At 49.1% G+C, this 15,691-nt stretch carries 17 protein-coding genes; 7 read left to right on the top strand and 10 right to left on the bottom strand.

Translation table 11 applies throughout. The annotated features are described in order from the left end of the window. The first annotated feature begins 25 nt into the window (after positions 1-25). The 4 genes from oppB to oppF are packed head-to-tail and all read left to right on the top strand — an operon-like array spanning position 26 to position 3,898. The gene (oppB, locus tag A8F97_RS07200) at positions 26-946 is read left to right on the top strand and encodes an oligopeptide ABC transporter permease OppB (RefSeq protein WP_005968711.1); all 921 of its coding nucleotides are present in this window, start codon (positions 26-28) and stop codon (positions 944-946) included. 11 nt (positions 947-957) lie between these two features. Next, positions 958-1,866, top strand: coding sequence for an oligopeptide ABC transporter permease OppC (oppC, locus tag A8F97_RS07195; RefSeq protein ID WP_014699910.1), 909 nt, complete (start codon positions 958-960; stop codon positions 1,864-1,866). A gap of 11 nt (positions 1,867-1,877) precedes the next feature. Then, positions 1,878-2,873, top strand: coding sequence for an ABC transporter ATP-binding protein (oppD, locus tag A8F97_RS07190; protein WP_014699911.1), 996 nt, complete (start codon positions 1,878-1,880; stop codon positions 2,871-2,873). Continuing rightward, entirely contained in the window at positions 2,870-3,898 is a 1,029-nt protein-coding gene (gene oppF / locus A8F97_RS07185) for a murein tripeptide/oligopeptide ABC transporter ATP binding protein OppF (RefSeq protein WP_033071488.1), read from the top strand. The genes oppD and oppF overlap by 4 nt, the downstream gene beginning before the upstream one ends. A 71-nt stretch (positions 3,899-3,969) precedes the next feature. On the opposite strand, the gene A8F97_RS07180 is transcribed toward oppF, so the two are convergent. Beyond that, the gene (locus A8F97_RS07180) at positions 3,970-4,293 is read right to left on the bottom strand and encodes an HI1450 family dsDNA-mimic protein (protein WP_005968702.1); all 324 of its coding nucleotides are present in this window, start codon (positions 4,291-4,293) and stop codon (positions 3,970-3,972) included. Between the two features lie 55 nt (positions 4,294-4,348). Beyond that, entirely contained in the window at positions 4,349-5,809 is a 1,461-nt protein-coding gene (gene cls / locus A8F97_RS07175; protein WP_014699913.1) for a cardiolipin synthase, read from the bottom strand. Positions 5,810-6,004: 195 nt separating this feature from the next. On the opposite strand from cls, the gene A8F97_RS23825 reads away from it, so the two are divergent. Beyond that, the gene (locus A8F97_RS23825; protein ID WP_005968698.1) at positions 6,005-6,181 is read left to right on the top strand and encodes a YciY family protein; all 177 of its coding nucleotides are present in this window, start codon (positions 6,005-6,007) and stop codon (positions 6,179-6,181) included. Between the two features lie 74 nt (positions 6,182-6,255). On the opposite strand, the gene A8F97_RS07170 is transcribed toward A8F97_RS23825, so the two are convergent. After that, positions 6,256-7,929, bottom strand: coding sequence for a Tar ligand binding domain-containing protein (locus A8F97_RS07170; protein WP_033071489.1), 1,674 nt, complete (start codon positions 7,927-7,929; stop codon positions 6,256-6,258). A 130-nt stretch (positions 7,930-8,059) separates the two neighbouring features. Beyond that, on the bottom strand, positions 8,060-8,356 hold the full coding sequence (locus tag A8F97_RS07165; protein WP_033071490.1) for a YciI family protein: 297 nt from the start codon (positions 8,354-8,356) through the stop codon (positions 8,060-8,062). 250 nt (positions 8,357-8,606) lie between these two features. Between A8F97_RS07165 and tonB the strand changes: the two genes are divergently transcribed. Continuing rightward, positions 8,607-9,362: a TonB system transport protein TonB gene (tonB, locus tag A8F97_RS07160; RefSeq protein ID WP_015730459.1), complete on the top strand. Its 756-nt coding sequence runs from the start codon at positions 8,607-8,609 to the stop codon at positions 9,360-9,362. A gap of 132 nt (positions 9,363-9,494) precedes the next feature. Here the strand turns inward: tonB and yciA are convergent, their stop codons facing one another. The 3 genes from yciA to A8F97_RS07145 form a co-directional block, all read right to left on the bottom strand. Next, positions 9,495-9,917 (bottom strand): acyl-CoA thioester hydrolase YciA, encoded by a 423-nt coding sequence (yciA, locus tag A8F97_RS07155; RefSeq protein WP_005968689.1) that lies wholly within the window; start codon positions 9,915-9,917, stop codon positions 9,495-9,497. A 22-nt stretch (positions 9,918-9,939) separates the two neighbouring features. Then, positions 9,940-10,506, bottom strand: coding sequence for a septation protein A (locus A8F97_RS07150; RefSeq protein ID WP_015730460.1), 567 nt, complete (start codon positions 10,504-10,506; stop codon positions 9,940-9,942). A 191-nt stretch (positions 10,507-10,697) separates the two neighbouring features. Continuing rightward, a complete protein-coding gene (locus A8F97_RS07145; RefSeq protein ID WP_014699918.1) occupies positions 10,698-11,453 on the bottom strand; it encodes a YciC family protein in 756 nt (251 codons plus the stop codon). A 348-nt stretch (positions 11,454-11,801) separates the two neighbouring features. Here A8F97_RS07145 and ompW point away from each other — a divergent pair, with 348 nt between their 5' ends. Further along, complete coding sequence (gene ompW, locus A8F97_RS07140) at positions 11,802-12,434, top strand: outer membrane protein OmpW (RefSeq protein ID WP_014699919.1); 633 nt, start codon at positions 11,802-11,804, stop codon at positions 12,432-12,434. 135 nt (positions 12,435-12,569) lie between these two features. Here ompW and A8F97_RS07135 read toward each other — a convergent pair whose 3' ends face one another. The 3 genes from A8F97_RS07135 to trpB all read right to left on the bottom strand — a co-directional run bounded on the left by A8F97_RS07135 (position 12,570) and on the right by trpB (position 15,683). Then, positions 12,570-13,298: an oligogalacturonate-specific porin KdgM family protein gene (locus tag A8F97_RS07135; protein ID WP_033071491.1), complete on the bottom strand. Its 729-nt coding sequence runs from the start codon at positions 13,296-13,298 to the stop codon at positions 12,570-12,572. A gap of 385 nt (positions 13,299-13,683) precedes the next feature. Further along, the gene (trpA, locus tag A8F97_RS07130) at positions 13,684-14,490 is read right to left on the bottom strand and encodes a tryptophan synthase subunit alpha (protein WP_033071492.1); all 807 of its coding nucleotides are present in this window, start codon (positions 14,488-14,490) and stop codon (positions 13,684-13,686) included. Further along, positions 14,490-15,683, bottom strand: coding sequence for a tryptophan synthase subunit beta (gene trpB / locus A8F97_RS07125; protein WP_183042277.1), 1,194 nt, complete (start codon positions 15,681-15,683; stop codon positions 14,490-14,492). Before trpB ends, trpA begins: the two co-directional genes overlap by 1 nt. Between the last annotated feature and the right edge of the window lie 8 nt (positions 15,684-15,691).

Here is a 15,691-nt window from a genome sequence, read left to right as displayed (position 1 = left end):
CGCCAGCCTTTTATAGGTACGAGCAATGTTAAAATTTATTCTTCGCCGCTGCTTAGAGGCGATCCCGACACTATTTATTCTGATCACCATCTCATTCTTCATGATGCGATTGGCGCCCGGCAGCCCCTTTACCGGGGAGCGTAATTTACCGCCGGAAGTGATGGCCAATATTGAGGCCAAATATCATCTGAACGATCCCATACTGACGCAGTACGGTAACTATTTACTGCAATTGGTGCAGGGTGATTTCGGTCCTTCTTTTAAATACAAAGACTATTCCGTAAACGATCTGGTCGCGACGTCTTTCCCGGTTTCTGCAAAATTAGGGTTTGCGGCATTCATTCTCGCCATTGTTTTTGGTGTGAGTGCCGGTGTGATCGCTGCGCTGAATCAGAATACGAAATGGGACTATACCGTGATGGGTTTTGCCATGACGGGGGTGGTTATTCCCAGCTTTGTCGTTGCACCACTGCTGGTGCTGATTTTTGCCATTACGCTACGTTGGTTACCCGGCGGTGGCTGGAACGGCGGGGCACCGAAATACATTATTTTACCGATGGTGGCGCTGTCTTTATCTTATATCGCCAGCATCGCGCGTATCACCCGAGGTTCGATGATCGAGGTTTTGCACTCTAACTTTATCCGCACGGCCCGCGCTAAAGGGCTACCGATGCGTCGTATCGTCCTGCGCCATGCGTTAAAGCCTGCATTGCTGCCTGTGCTTTCCTATATGGGGCCGGCGTTTGTCGGGATTATTACGGGTTCAATGGTGATCGAAACCATCTTTGGCTTGCCGGGTATTGGGCAACTATTTGTGAATGGTGCGCTGAACCGCGATTACTCACTGGTACTGAGCCTGACAATTTTAGTCGGCGGCTTAACCATTTTATTTAATGCGATCATTGACGTGCTCTACGCTGTTATCGATCCGAAAATTCGCTATTAATTGGGGGCGCTATGTTTTGGAATCGAAAAAACGTTGAAGCGATAGAGAACTTCACCGAGCAGTCTGAGATTGAAGGGCGCAGCCTGTGGCAAGATGCGCGTCTGCGTTTTATCCATAATCGCGCAGCGCTGGCTAGCCTATTCATTCTGGCTGTGATTACTCTTTTCGTAGTTTTTGCGCCGATGCTATCCGCATTTGACTACGCCGATACGGATTGGGGAATGATGTCAGCCGCCCCGGATATGACGTCCGGGCACTATTTCGGCACGGATTCTTCTGGGCGCGATCTGCTGGTTCGCGTGGCCATCGGTGGCCGCGTTTCGCTGATGGTTGGCGTGGCGGCAGCGCTGGTTGCTGTGATCGTCGGGACGCTGTATGGCGCGATGTCAGGCTATCTGGGGGGGAAAGTGGATTCGGTGATGATGCGTCTGCTGGAGATCCTCAACTCATTCCCGTTCATGTTCTTCGTTATTCTGCTGGTCACGTTCTTCGGGCAGAACATGTTGTTGATCTTCGTGGCTATCGGCATGGTGTCCTGGCTGGATATGGCGCGTATCGTGCGCGGTCAGACGCTGAGTCTGAAACGTAAAGAGTTCATTGAAGCCGCAATGGTTTCCGGTGTCTCCACGCGCGGTATCGTTTTACGTCACATTGTTCCTAATGTTCTCGGCGTGGTGGTGGTTTATGCCTCTTTGCTGGTGCCAAGCATGATTCTGTTCGAATCCTTCCTGAGTTTTCTCGGTCTGGGAACGCAAGAGCCGTTAAGCAGTTGGGGCGCTTTGCTGAATGACGGTGCGAACTCAATGGAAGTGTCGCCGTGGTTACTGTTCTATCCGGCGGCGTTTCTGGTTGTCACGCTGTTTTGTTTTAACTTTATCGGCGATGGCCTGCGTGATGCCCTCGACCCGAAAGATCGCTGAGGAGCATCAACATGAGCAAAATTGAGTTAACGGGCGCGCACGACGCGCTGCTACATGTTCAGGATCTACGGGTAACGTTCAAGACGCAAGATGGGGACGTGACGGCGGTTAACGACTTGAATTTCACACTCAATGCTGGTGAAACACTGGGGATTGTCGGTGAATCAGGTTCGGGTAAATCGCAGACGGCGTTCGCGTTGATGGGATTGCTGGCCCGCAATGGTCGTATTGGCGGTTCGGCGCGTTTTCGTGGCAAAGAGATCCTCAATTTACCGGAAAACCAACTGAATAAGCTGCGTGCTGAAGAAATCAGTATGATTTTCCAGGACCCGATGACTTCACTGAACCCTTACATGCGCGTCGGTGAGCAACTGATGGAAGTACTGATGTTGCACAAACGCCTGAGCAAAAGTGAAGCGTTTGAAGAGTCGGTCAAAATGCTGGATGCAGTCAAAATGCCGGAAGCGCGTAAGCGTATGAAGATGTATCCGCATGAATTTTCTGGTGGGATGCGCCAGCGCGTGATGATTGCGATGGCGCTGTTGTGCCGACCGAAACTGTTGATTGCCGATGAACCGACAACGGCATTGGATGTGACGGTTCAGGCGCAGATTATGACGCTGTTGAACGATCTGAAGCGCGAGTTTAATACCGCCATCATCATGATCACGCATGATCTGGGTGTGGTTGCCGGTATTTGTGACAAAGTGCTGGTGATGTACGCGGGGCGCACCATGGAATATGGCGTCGCACGCGATGTCTTTTATCATCCGAGCCACCCATATTCTGTTGGTCTGCTCAACGCTGTGCCGCGTCTGGATGCGGAAGATGAGGTGCTGGCGACCATTCCAGGTAATCCGCCTAACTTATTACGCTTGCCGAAAGGGTGCCCGTTCCAACCACGCTGCCCGTATTCAATGGATGTCTGCCACAGCACACCGGCATTGGAATCTTTTGGTGATGGCCGCTTGCGCGCCTGCTTTAGAGCGATTGAGGAGGTGGTATGAACAACGCGGACGAAAAAAAGGTGTTATTAGAAGTGGACGATCTGAAAGTTCACTTTGATGTCAGAGATGATAAGCAGTGGTTCTGGCAGCCGCCTAAAAAACTGAAAGCGGTCGATGGCGTAACGCTGCGCTTATATGAAGGTGAAACGCTGGGCGTGGTAGGGGAATCTGGCTGCGGTAAGTCTACGCTGGCGCGTGCCATTATCGGGCTGGTAAAAGCGACTGACGGACGCGTCACCTGGCTGGGGAAAGACCTGCTGGGCATGAGTGCCGATCAGTGGCGTGAAGCACGTAGCGATATTCAGATGATATTTCAGGACCCGTTGGCGTCGCTGAATCCGCGTATGAACATTGGCGAAATTATTGCCGAACCGTTGAAAGTGTATCATCCAGAGCTTGATCGGCAGGCGGTAAAAGATCGTGTGAAAGCGATGATGCTGAAGGTCGGGCTGCTGCCTAGCCTGATTAACCGTTATCCACATGAATTCTCTGGTGGGCAGTGCCAGCGTATTGGTATCGCCCGCGCGCTGATTCTGGAGCCGAAGCTGATTATCTGTGATGAACCGGTTTCAGCGCTGGACGTATCGATTCAGGCACAGGTGGTTAACCTGCTGCGTCAGTTACAGCGCGAAATGCGCCTGTCGCTGATTTTCATCGCTCATGACTTATCGGTAGTAAAACACATTTCCGACCGCGTATTAGTGATGTATCTGGGCCATGCGGTAGAGCTGGGCACCTACGATCAGGTCTATCAAAACCCGCAGCACCCGTATACCCGTGCGCTGATGTCCGCGGTACCGATTCCCGATCCCGATCAGGAACGTAACAAGAAGATACAGCTACTGGAAGGGGACTTGCCTTCACCGATCAATCCGCCATCCGGTTGCGTATTCTGCACCCGTTGTCCGGTTGTTGGCCCTGAGTGCTCGAAAACCCGTCCATTACTGGAAGGGAGTTTTACGCACGCAGTCTCATGCCTGAAGGTCGATCCGCAGGCGCTGTTACCGGAAACGGAAGCGCAGTAACCCGTTTTATCGGTTACTGATGTGAAAAAGGCGTCTCCTGCGGGGGACGCCTTGTGTTTAAGCGAGATAACTTATTCTTTCCACAAAATGTGGCAAAGTTTGTGGTCTTTTTCCCGGCAAATCAGCACGCGGGCAAAAATATCAGTAATTTCTTCACCGTCTTGTTCGGCCAGCCCAATGACGACTTCGGCAAAGAAATCAGGATTCAGGTCGAAATCAACGTGTTCAGCCCAGTCTTCTGCGGGGTCAAATAATTCAGCACCACCACGCTCTTCGAATTGCAGATTGAACAGCAGAATATCTGCCGGGTCGAGATTGTCAGCGGCTAGTTCCAAGAAGATGTCGTAGGCCTGTTCTAATGCTTCGTCTTCGGTCAGGCGATTATTCAAATCCATAAAGCGCTTCCTGTTAATTCCCAATAGCCTTATTAGAACACGGGAAAACGCGTATTTATAGCAGGGGGCTGAAAAAGTAGAACAACCGCTCGACGATGCGCTGCCAGTAAGGACGGTTTTGCCACAGCGTCGCATCTAACAGGCGCGAACGGGCGATATAGTCTTCCTGTACACAGGCTAAATCGCTGCCGAATCCGGCATCATCGATCACCAGCGTAATTTCAAAATTCAGCCACAGACTGCGCATATCGAGATTCACCGTACCGACCAGGCTGAGTTGCCCATCGACCAGCACGCTTTTGGTGTGCAGCAGCCCGTCCTTGAATTGATAAATTTTTACGCCTGCGGCCAGCAGTTCCGTGAAGAACGCACGGCTGGCCCAGCCGACCAGCACGGAGTCGTTCTTGTGCGGCACAATAATGCTGACATCGACCCCGCGCTGGGCAGCGGTACAGATGGCGTGCAGCAGGTCGTCACTGGGCACGAAGTAGGGGGTTGTCATGATCAGTTGTTTGCGTGCCGAATAGACGGATGTCAGCAGCGCCTGATGAATCATTTCTTCAGGGTAGCCAGGGCCTGAAGCAATAACCTGAATGGTATGGCCGCTCTCCTGCTCGAACGGCATCACGTTAACATCTGGCGGCGGCGGGAGCAGGCGCTTGCCTGTTTCCATTTCCCAGTCGCAGCAGTAAATAATTCCCAGCGTAGTTGCTACCGGCCCTTCAATTCGCGCCATCAGGTCTATCCATTGCCCAACGCCGGCATCTTGTTTGAAGAAGCGGGGATCGACCATATTCATGCTGCCGGTATAGGCAATACGGTTATCGATCAGGATAATTTTACGGTGCTGTCGCAAATCCATACGGCGCAGGAAGGCACGGAACAAGTTCACTTTCAGCGCTTCGACCACTTCTATTCCGGCGGTGCGCATGAGTTCGGGATGCTGCTGGCGGAAAAATTGGACGCTACCGGCAGAGTCCAACAAAATGCGGCAATGTACACCGCGCCGCGCCGCGGCGATAAGGGAAGAGGTTACTTGCTCAACCAATCCACCGGGTTGCCAGATATAAAACACCATCTCGATGTTGTTACGTGCGAGTTCAATATCACGCAATAACGCTTTAATGGTGTCATCAAATGTGGTCATCAACTGCAATTGGTTGCCTTTGACGCCACCCACACCTTGCCGACGTTCACAAAGCTGGAATAGCGCGCTGGCGACTTCACTGTTTTCCGTCGCGAAAATACGGCGGTATTCCTTTAATTCGCGCAGCCATTTAGCGGTTGATGGCCACATTTTACTGGCACGTTCAGCCCGGCGTTTACCGAGATGGAGTTCGCCAAACGAAAGGTAAGCGACAATACCGACAAGTGGCAGAATATAAATCACCAGCAGCCAGGCCATCGCTGAGGGCACTGCCCGACGTTTCATCAGAATACGCAAGGTCACACCCGCGATCAGCAACCAGTAGCTAAAAACCAGTAACCAACTTATTACGGTATAAAATGTGGACATAAAAGCAGCATAGTTCCCTTCTGCAAAGAATTAACAAAGTGTACGCATAGATTTACAAAAGGGGAAATGCCTTTCCTCTGAATAAAATAGCGTAATTGGATAAGAAGAGAATGAGGGAGGAGAGGATTCACTGATTGTCGCCACGCATGAGGGGGTTATAATGCCCAACGCGAGTGGATTAACAAGAGTCGCATCATGAAACGCAGTCGGAATGAAGTGGGCCGTTGGCGAATGTTACGTCAGGTCCAACGTAGAAGAAGTCGCTGGCTAGAGGCGCAATCGCGCACCTATCGCCATATTCGCTCTGCTCGTTATTTGCAGCAGAAGCACCAACGGCGGGCGTTACTCTACGCGGTAGCCTACGAGTGGTAAGTCAGTGAGAAAAATAGCGACCCGGAGTATGGTCGCTATTTTTTATCACGCTACTGGCTTATTTCATCATCGGCTCATCCCACCATTGGAATACGCTGAGTCATTTCTCTCTGGTCAATCATCGGATTAGCGTCATGCCCTGTTGAGGGAAGGATAAATAACGATACCGAGGCATTGAGATGTTCCGTTTGCTCCAGCAGTAAGGTGAAGGTGTGCGCGGAGGCTTCAACCTGACCCGCATTTTCTCTGACGGTGTCGTTCAGCGTGCTGAGTCGGGCAGTCACTTCATGAATGCTTTCATTTTGCTGATGCGATATTTCCGAGATCTCGCTCAGAAACGTGCCTGTTCCTTTCGCCGTTTGGATGATGTTCTGTAGGCTGTCATTCAGCTTGTTTACCAGCCGTGTTCCTGCGGTTACGCTGTTGTCTGAATCACGGATCAGCACATTAATATTCTGTGCAGAGTGACTGCTTTGCGAAGCCAGTGTGCCAACTTCTCGTGCGACAACAGCGAACCCACGCCCCATGGCCCCAGCCCGTGCGGCTTCAATCGCTGCGTTCAAAGACAAAATGTGCGTCTGGAATGCGACGTTTTCAATCATCCCAATTGCTTCCGTCATTTCTCGCGTTCTGCCTGCGATATCTGACATCGCTGCCCTGACGTCATTCATCATCGTTTCACCCTGTGTGGCAATTTTGCTGGTGTCTTCCGCATGCAAATTGGCCTGTTGAGTATGCAGAGTATTTTGTTCCAGATGTTGGCTGAGCTGAATAATGTGTTCAGTTGTGGCTTTAAGTTCGCGGGATTGGCGATTCGCCTGTTCGGAAAGCTGTTGGTTATCCGCAGCGACGCGATCGACCTGTGTCACCATGTGGTCAACGCCCTGACGAACCTGATTAACCAACGTGACCAGACCTTCCTGCATTTGAATGACGTTGGTATTGAGCTGTTCAACTTCGCGTGTACCGCGGATTTCTGTGTTGACCGTGTGAGATAGATCGCCAGCGGCGATCCGTTTTAAATGGGTAATAATTTGTGTCAGTGGGCGAATAATGACCCGATTAACACCAACCCACACTGCGATTGTGATCGCCAGTAAGAGTCCCAGAACCGTGATAAAAATGGTTTTCGCGCGATCGAGAGAGGATAAGAATTGTTGACCATGCCGCTTTTGTAGGGCATCGGTATCTTGCAGATAGTGCGAATACTTTTGGGTAAAATCGCTTTGGTAGGCCTGAACCGGGACAGCAAAAAAGATATCGATCTGGTTAGTGGTCTTGATTCCCTCGGCTAGCTCGACCAGCCCGGAATAAAGCTGGTTGTAACTTTTTTTCAAATCGACAAAGGCTGGTGTGTCTGCTTCATCTGTCGTGGCTGTCCCCAGTAGCTGGTAGTGCGCTTGTGCCTGTTTCAGAGACACTTCCGCTTCATCCATCAGGCTATGCCAACTGCCTTCAGATCCTGTTTCTTTGTCTACCAACAGATAAATACCCGCTCGGTTAAGTTTGTCGCTGGCATTCATCACTTCCATCCGTGCTTTATCCATTACCGCTTGTTGCTGGCGAAGGCCCTCGTTCGCGGAGATATCCTGTCGGACCTGTGTCATCGTTTGAGAAATAACGCCGATAGAAACCAATTGCAGTAAAGAAAATAGCCCAATGATCAATAACAATCCGGAGAGAATACTTAGGCGATGACGGCGGCGGAGAGCAGCAATTCCGTTTCGCAAAACCGCAGGCATTAACATGATTGTTGACCCTCTATAGATGAATAGCGGTCAAACTATCACTGTTAAATGACTAAAATATTTCAGCTTTTGGTGAAGAGGTAAGAGGTCATGATTTTTCGTACTATCATGACCTATATCAGTCGAATCTTTAAAACACTTTTTTATAGGGTTTTACGCTGACGTGTTGATAAACACCAGCCGCGATGTAAGGGTCAGCATTGGCCCACACCGTAGCTTCATCCAGCGATGCGAATTCGGCGATAATGACAGAACCGCTAAAACCAGCCTGACCAGGATCTTCACTGTCGATAGCCGGTAACGGGCCCGCAGTAATGAGTCGTCCCTGATCGCGTAATACCTGTAAACGGGCAAGATGGTCTGGCCTGACTGACAGGCGTTTCGCTAAGGAATCAACATTATCTTCAGCATAAATGACATAAAGCATAGCGACCTCACGGGTAGGAAGGTAAATTCTCGCGTTCAGGATACCGGGTAGGGTTCCCCAACGGCCAAACACTATCGGTAAGAGAAACGTGTTTCTACCATCATACGTGATGTTGTTCGAGGACAATAGGTTGATTTGCCAGAGTAATCCCCCCACAATTTCTGTTTTTTTTACAATTCCACGGGTTGTTATTGAATATGATTGCTATTTGCATTTAAACTTGGGCGGCATAAGAGGATAAAGACAGACTATGCCGCAAAAAAAATTTTTTCTAACCCGTCGTTACTCATGGCCATTCATACTTTCAGTTGGTTTCCACGGTTCACTGATTGCAGGTTTGCTGTACGCTTCGTTTAATAATTCAATCGAATTACCGCAGGAGTCTAAACCCATCAGCGTTGTGATGGTGGATCCCGCAGCCTACGAAGCGGCACCTGCTGCTAAATCTGCCCCTGAACCCGTTAAGCAGCCAGAACCTGAACCTGAGCCGGAACCGATTCCAGAACCGGAACCTGTACCGCAACCGGTAGCGATACCGTTACCCGAACCAAAGCCCAAGCCGAAACCTAAACCGGAGCCTAAGCCCGTGAAGAAGGTTGAGCAGCCGAAGCCGGTTAAGCGTGAACCGACCGTTGAAAAGCAGCCGCCTTCGCCGTTTACCAGCGAAGAGCCGACCCGCAATGTCAATAATGCGCCAGTGAAACAGGCGCCTGCACCGGCAGCAAGCTCGCAGTCGAGTGGGCCACGTCCGCTGAGCCGCGCGCAGCCACAGTATCCGGCTCGTGCGTTCTCCCTACGTGTTGAAGGGCGAGTAAAAATGCAGTTTGATGTGGATGAGTCTGGGCGTGTTGACAACGTTCGGGTACTTTCTGCTGAACCGCGCAATATGTTTGAGCGTGACATCAAACAGGCGATGCGTAAATGGCGCTATGAAGCAAGCAAACCGGGTAAAGACTTGGTTGTGACCATCGTGTTTAAAATTGACGGTGGGGCGGCGGTCGAATAATACTGGTTAATGCACAAAAGAAACGGGGCGTCATCTTTGATAGGTGACGCCCCGTTGTTGTCAGTTCTGTATACCTGGCAATGATTCCAGGCAGATGGCGTGGTGCTGACGCCATCTGCGTTTCACCTGATGTTACTCGCTTGGCGTGAAGTTGCTTTTACCGACGGGGAGTTCACGTGGATGACCTTCTTCATCAACGGCGACGTAGGTGAATAACGCTTCGGTGGCTCGATAGCGTTGGCCAATGGGTTCCGAGGAGACTTTCTTTACCCAGACTTCAACGTTTATGTTGATGGAACTACGGCCAGTACGTAAGCAACGCGCATAGCAGCAAACCACATCGCCGACGGCGACTGGTTTTAAGAACGACATCCCATCAACCCTGACGGTAACGACACGCCCTTCTGCGATTTCTTTCGCCAAAATTGCGCCGCCGATGTCCATTTGCGACATCAGCCAGCCGCCAAAAATATCCCCGTTTGCATTGGTGTCGGCTGGCATTGCCAGCGTGCGAAGAACCAGCTCACCCTGTGGTAACACGTTTTGTATGCTCATTGTGTATGCCTCGGTTTAGCGATTACTGTTGCTCGCTTTTTTCTTCTTCTGATTTCTCTGAATCGTTGGGTAAGTGGCGATAAATATAGACGCCACTTACCAGCGTAAACAGCAGCGTCACACCGGTTAGCCCAAAGACTTTGAAATTTACCCAAACGCTTTGCGGTAGCCAGAAAGCAATATAGATGTTAACCAACCCGCACACCAGAAAGAACATGGCCCAGGCGAAATTCAGTTTCCCCCAAACAGGCTGCGGTAAGGTCAACTCTTTACCCAGCATCTTCTGGATCAGGGTTTGTTTCATGACAAACTGACTAACCAGCAGGGCAATGGCAAACAACGTGTAGATGATGGTTACTTTCCATTTGATAAACAGATCGTTATGGAACACCAGCGTTAGAGAACCAAAAACGACGACCATCGCAAAAGTGACCAGCGTCATTTTCTCTATTTTGCGGTACATCACCCAAGTGATCGCGAGTGACAACGCTGTTGCCGCAATTAATGCACCTGAAGCCACATAGATGTCATAAAGTTTGTAGAAAGCAAAAAAAACGACCAACGGTATAAAATCAAGAAGTTGCTTCATTATATCAATCCATCACTCAACAGTGTCGTAGTCATAACCCGCAAGAGTTATCCGATAGCTCACGCCATTATCCTTTATTGTGGATCACCATTCCCGAGATATTGTAATAATTTGCAGAGAATTACGATTGGGGTGGTAGCGGATCTGCGAAGCCTATGTCAGTTCGTTGTGACATAGGCAGGGCGCAACGATTAAGCGCGCAGCAGCATATAAAGGCGGAATAGATAAATGAGCAGGATAGCGGAAATCAGGTTGCCGAGCCCATTTAGCACTACGGCCATTACCGTTGGTGATGAAATCGGTAACAAGGATACGAGTAACAAGATAACGATCTTCGTTAGCATCCACGTCACAATCGCAGAGGCGGTAATGCGTAAATTATCGTAAGCCAACCTGGCGCTGAGTTTTATCGCATGAAACACGCCACTTTTATCTGCCACCATAATCACGGGAGACAAACATAATGCAATCGCCAGTAAAATACCGGGAACAATAAAAAGTACTATGCCGAGTGGGATGAGAAAAGTGCAGAGTAAGAGAAAAATAAACAATTTAAGTAAAAACGGTGTAGATGCCCCAATAGCACGTAGCGCACTGGTTCGTTGCCCGTTAGAAACCAACTGGATCAACATTAATACCCCGCCGACCAGTAACGAGTTGCCCACTAATGTAGAAAAAATATCGGCTGCCGAAATTTTCAGTAACACGTTTTTCTGTTCAGGCGTCAGTTGCTGGACCAGGTCCATCAAGCCGAGCTTGGCTGAAGCTGGAAAGTCATCATTAATGGAATGTAGCAAAATCTGTAATTCATCCACTGAGGGCAAAAAGACGTTATTCATGATGACAGTAATGAATGCCGTTAACAGTGACATCATTAAGATGCTGATGAACTGGTTGCGGGTAAAATTCATTGCGTCACGGTATAGCGCGTTGGCCGTGATAGGCATGCAGGCTCCTTGAAAAATAAATCGACAGAAAGAACTTAACTTACGATTGTAACCTGTTAATTCGTACTGTGGCACCCCATCAACGATGCAATGCTGCTTTTCCCTTCACGGCGGATCAATGTGGCATGGTTACCAATAGTGATTTTCCTTGTCACCGATGACGCGTTTTATTGGTCGTGTTGTCTTTTTTGATTTAGATCAATTCCATGAATTTTAATTGGTTAGTGATAAATGATTTGGTTCAGTTTGGACGTAAAACCTTTAAAGGATGTGATCTGGCTTTAAACAATAATACCTACTTAGAGGTATATTTTGCTCGGAATTTAAACCATGCAAATGGAGTGGGTAATGAAAAAAACATCTTTCTTCTGGTTGGCAGCGACGTTTATGCCGGTATTTGTGCAGGCGCATCAAGCGGGTGATTTCATTGTTCGGGCAGGAACGACTACCGTGCGTCCTGCTGAAAGCTCGGACAACGTGCTGGGGTTGGGGGAGTTTCAGGTTAGCAACAATACTCAGTTGGGTCTGACTTTCAGCTATATGGTAACGGACAATATTGGTGTTGAATTGCTCGCCGCCACACCGTTCAAACACAAAGTTGGTACACCGGGTACAGGCACTATTGCGGAAGTTAAACACCTGCCACCATCACTGGTAGCACAATACTATTTTGGTGATGCTCAAGATAAATTACGTCCCTATTTGGGCGTTGGCCTGAACTACACGATGTTCTTCGATGAGAAATTTAATGATACGGGGAAAGGTGCTGGTCTGAGCGATCTGAGCCTGAAGAATTCCTGGGGTGTTGCTGCTCAGGCTGGATTGGATTACAACCTGGATAAAAACTGGTTGCTCAATATGTCCGTGTGGTGGATGGATATTGATACCGATGTGAAATTTAAAGCCGGTAACGATCAGCAAAGTATTCATACTAAACTTGATCCATGGGCCTTTATGTTTGGCGTGGGCTATCGTTTCTGATCTGGTGTGGTGATTAAATGTGAAGAATAAAAAACGGCGACGTTAATAACGTCGCCGTTTTTATAGACAGGAAATAACAAACCAATAAAAATGACGCTATTTACTATTAAATCTATTTCTACATGGCATTAGCCATTAGAAACTGTACTGTACACCAACACGGTAGCGAGTTTGGCGCTCGTCAGTGGTAGTACTACCTTTGACGTTACCTACCTGTGCATAAGGTGTCCAATTTTTGTCTAATTTGTAAGCCAGTTTAATATCGTGGCTAATTTCATAATTCTCGCTATCAGACAAATACCAAGTAGCGCCTGCTTTGTTGTTTTTGTTGTATTCGAGTTCGTATTCAACCACGAAGTTCGCTGGCAGTTTATAACCCAGCGTGCTGGTGATGGTATAACCAGTGATATCGGTAGGGTTTGTCACGCTTGATTTACCAATATCACCACTTACGCGAAGGTAAGATGCACGATAGCGCAGGCCATAATACAGCGAATCGGTAATATTCGCTGTACCTTTGATGTAAGGACGATAGTTGTTGCTAGTAGAATTGGAAACCAGATTCAGGCCGCCTTCCAATCCAAAGGTTTTATTGAATTTATACAGGTAGCTGGCGGTGACTTCGGTGCCGTTGCTGACGGTTTCATTATACGGTTTATTGGGGGTTTTGTCGTTGCTTGCTTGACCCCATTTACCTTCCATTGATAGGCCAAAACCGTTGTCAAAACGGTGGGACATCAGCAGGCGATCTTTGTGATCGGCTGACTTGGTATCCTTCATTTCATGACGGTAGTCAATCGTAACAGCCATGGAGCTTAAGCTGATTAAGGAGGTTACCATCATCGTCAAAATTTTAACTTTCATTTTATTATCCCATGTTGAAGAGAATTATTATTTAAAAAACGCGCTGCCACTTTGTTCAGCGATTTCATTCTATTTATTTTGTCTTACAGTAATGTGAACAAGATCTTCAAAAAGAGAAAATTTTAAATGATCTCAATTCTGTGATTTTCTTCGTGTTTTATTCGTGGGATTTATGCGGATTAAAAAATAGTGGGGAATTAATTTATTTATTTGATACGTAATTAAATAGTTATTTCAATTTGAAAACATTATTTACAATTAATATTGGTTTGAAATTAAATAATCATTGAATATATCTATAGTGGATTAAATAAGAAATGATTTGAAACACTATTTGGCGCGCGACATTGCTTGCGCTAAGTACAAATCGCGCGCCTGAAAGGTGTTATGAACGCGTAGCTGCTTTCATTTCACTCACAAAGGTCTGTAACTCAGACAGCATTAGGCTGGGCTGGTTCAGATTTTTTTCGATAATCCGCACGATGGCAGAACCAGAAATGGCACCTGCTGCGCCTGATGCGAGAGTTTCCCGCACTTGAGTCGGATCGGAAATGCCAAACCCTTGCAGCGGCGGAGCAGCATGATACTCATTCAGTTTGGCAACCAGATGATTCAGCGGTAGTTGGGCGCGCTTTTCTGCTCCGGTCACGCCTGCGCGTGAAACCAGATAGGTATAGCCACGGCCATAAGAGGCGATCTCGCGCAGTAGTTCGTCATCAGCATTGGGTGGGCAGATAAAGATAGGGGCAATACCATGTCGCAGTGCTGCAGTACGGAAAGGAGCCGACTCTACCACTGGGACATCCGCCACTAAAACCGAATCGACGCCAACCTCGGCACAGCGCTGATAAAATTCATCGATACCATTGCTGAAGACCAGATTGGCATACATCAGCAGACCAATCGGGATTTCCGGGTATTTCTGACGGATGGTCGCCAGCATTTCGAAACATTGCTCTGGCGTGACGCCTGCGGCAAAAGCGCGCAGATTAGCTGCCTGAATGGTTGGGCCATCCGCCAGCGGGTCAGAAAAGGGCACGCCTAATTCCAGCGCATCGGCACCGGCGGCAATCAGCGTATCGATAATTTTCAATGACTGCTCAGGGGATGGGTCGCCCAGCGTGACAAACGGGACGAATGCGCCTTCTTTTTTCTCTGCCAGGCGTGTAAATAGCTGTTGGTAGCGCTCCATTAAATTTCTCCCCGATTTTTCAAAATATCATGCACGGTAAAGATGTCTTTATCACCACGGCCTGACAGATTGACCACCAGCAGTTGCTCTTTCTCCGGCTCTGCTTTGATCATCTTCAAGGCGTGTGCCAGCGCGTGGGAGGACTCCAGCGCAGGAATAATGCCTTCACCGCGACAGAGCACTTTGAAGGCATCCAGCGCTTCATCATCGGTAATCGAGACATAGTCGGCACGACCGATGCTGTTCAGGTAGGCGTGCTGCGGGCCGACGGACGGGAAATCCAGCCCGGCGGAAATAGAGTAGGACTCTTCAATTTGTCCGTCAGACGTTTGCATCATCGGGGACTTCATGCCGAAATAGATACCAACGCGGCCATGTTTTAACGGTGCACCGTGCTGCCCGGATTCAATGCCTAAGCCGCCAGGTTCAATGCCGATCAGACGGACGTCAGTATCGTCGATGAAATCAGCGAACATCCCAATCGCGTTAGAGCCGCCGCCGACGCAGGCCAGTACCGCATCCGGCAGGCGACCTTCTTTTTCCAGGATTTGCGCTTTCGTTTCTTCGCCAATCATGCGTTGGAATTCGCGCACGATCGTTGGATAAGGGTGCGGGCCTGCCGCCGTTCCCAGCAGATAGTGTGCTGTTTCATAGCTGCCGGACCAGTCACGCAGCGCTTCGTTACAGGCATCTTTCAGCGTGGAAGAACCGCTATGAACCGGAATCACTTCGGCCCCCATCAGACGCATACGGAAAACGTTCGGCGACTGGCGCTCGACGTCTTTTGCACCCATATAAACGCGGCATTTCAGGCCAAGCAGGGCGCAAGCCAGCGCTGTCGCGACACCGTGTTGTCCCGCGCCGGTTTCCGCGATGATTTCGCTTTTACCCATGCGTTTAGCCAGCAAGGCTTGCCCAAGTACTTGATTCGTTTTGTGCGCGCCGCCGTGCAGCAAATCTTCGCGCTTCAGGTACAGCTTGGTTTTCGTTCCGGCTGTCAGGTTTTGACACAGGGTTAGCGCCGTTGGACGACCCGCATAGTTTTTCAGCAGATCGGTAAACTCGGCCTGAAATTCAGGATCTTTTTGTGCGCTGACGAAAGCCTCTTCTAACTGGCGTAATGCCGGGATGAGGATCTGCGGAACAAACTGTCCACCGAATTCACCGAAGTAAGGGTTGAGTAATGTCATGATTTTCCCGT

This window comes from Pectobacterium parmentieri (assembly GCF_001742145.1).
Classification (GTDB): domain Bacteria; phylum Pseudomonadota; class Gammaproteobacteria; order Enterobacterales; family Enterobacteriaceae; genus Pectobacterium; species Pectobacterium parmentieri.
The sequence above is the reverse complement of the archived record's forward strand: the minus strand, read 5'-3'. Positions and strand labels throughout refer to the sequence as shown.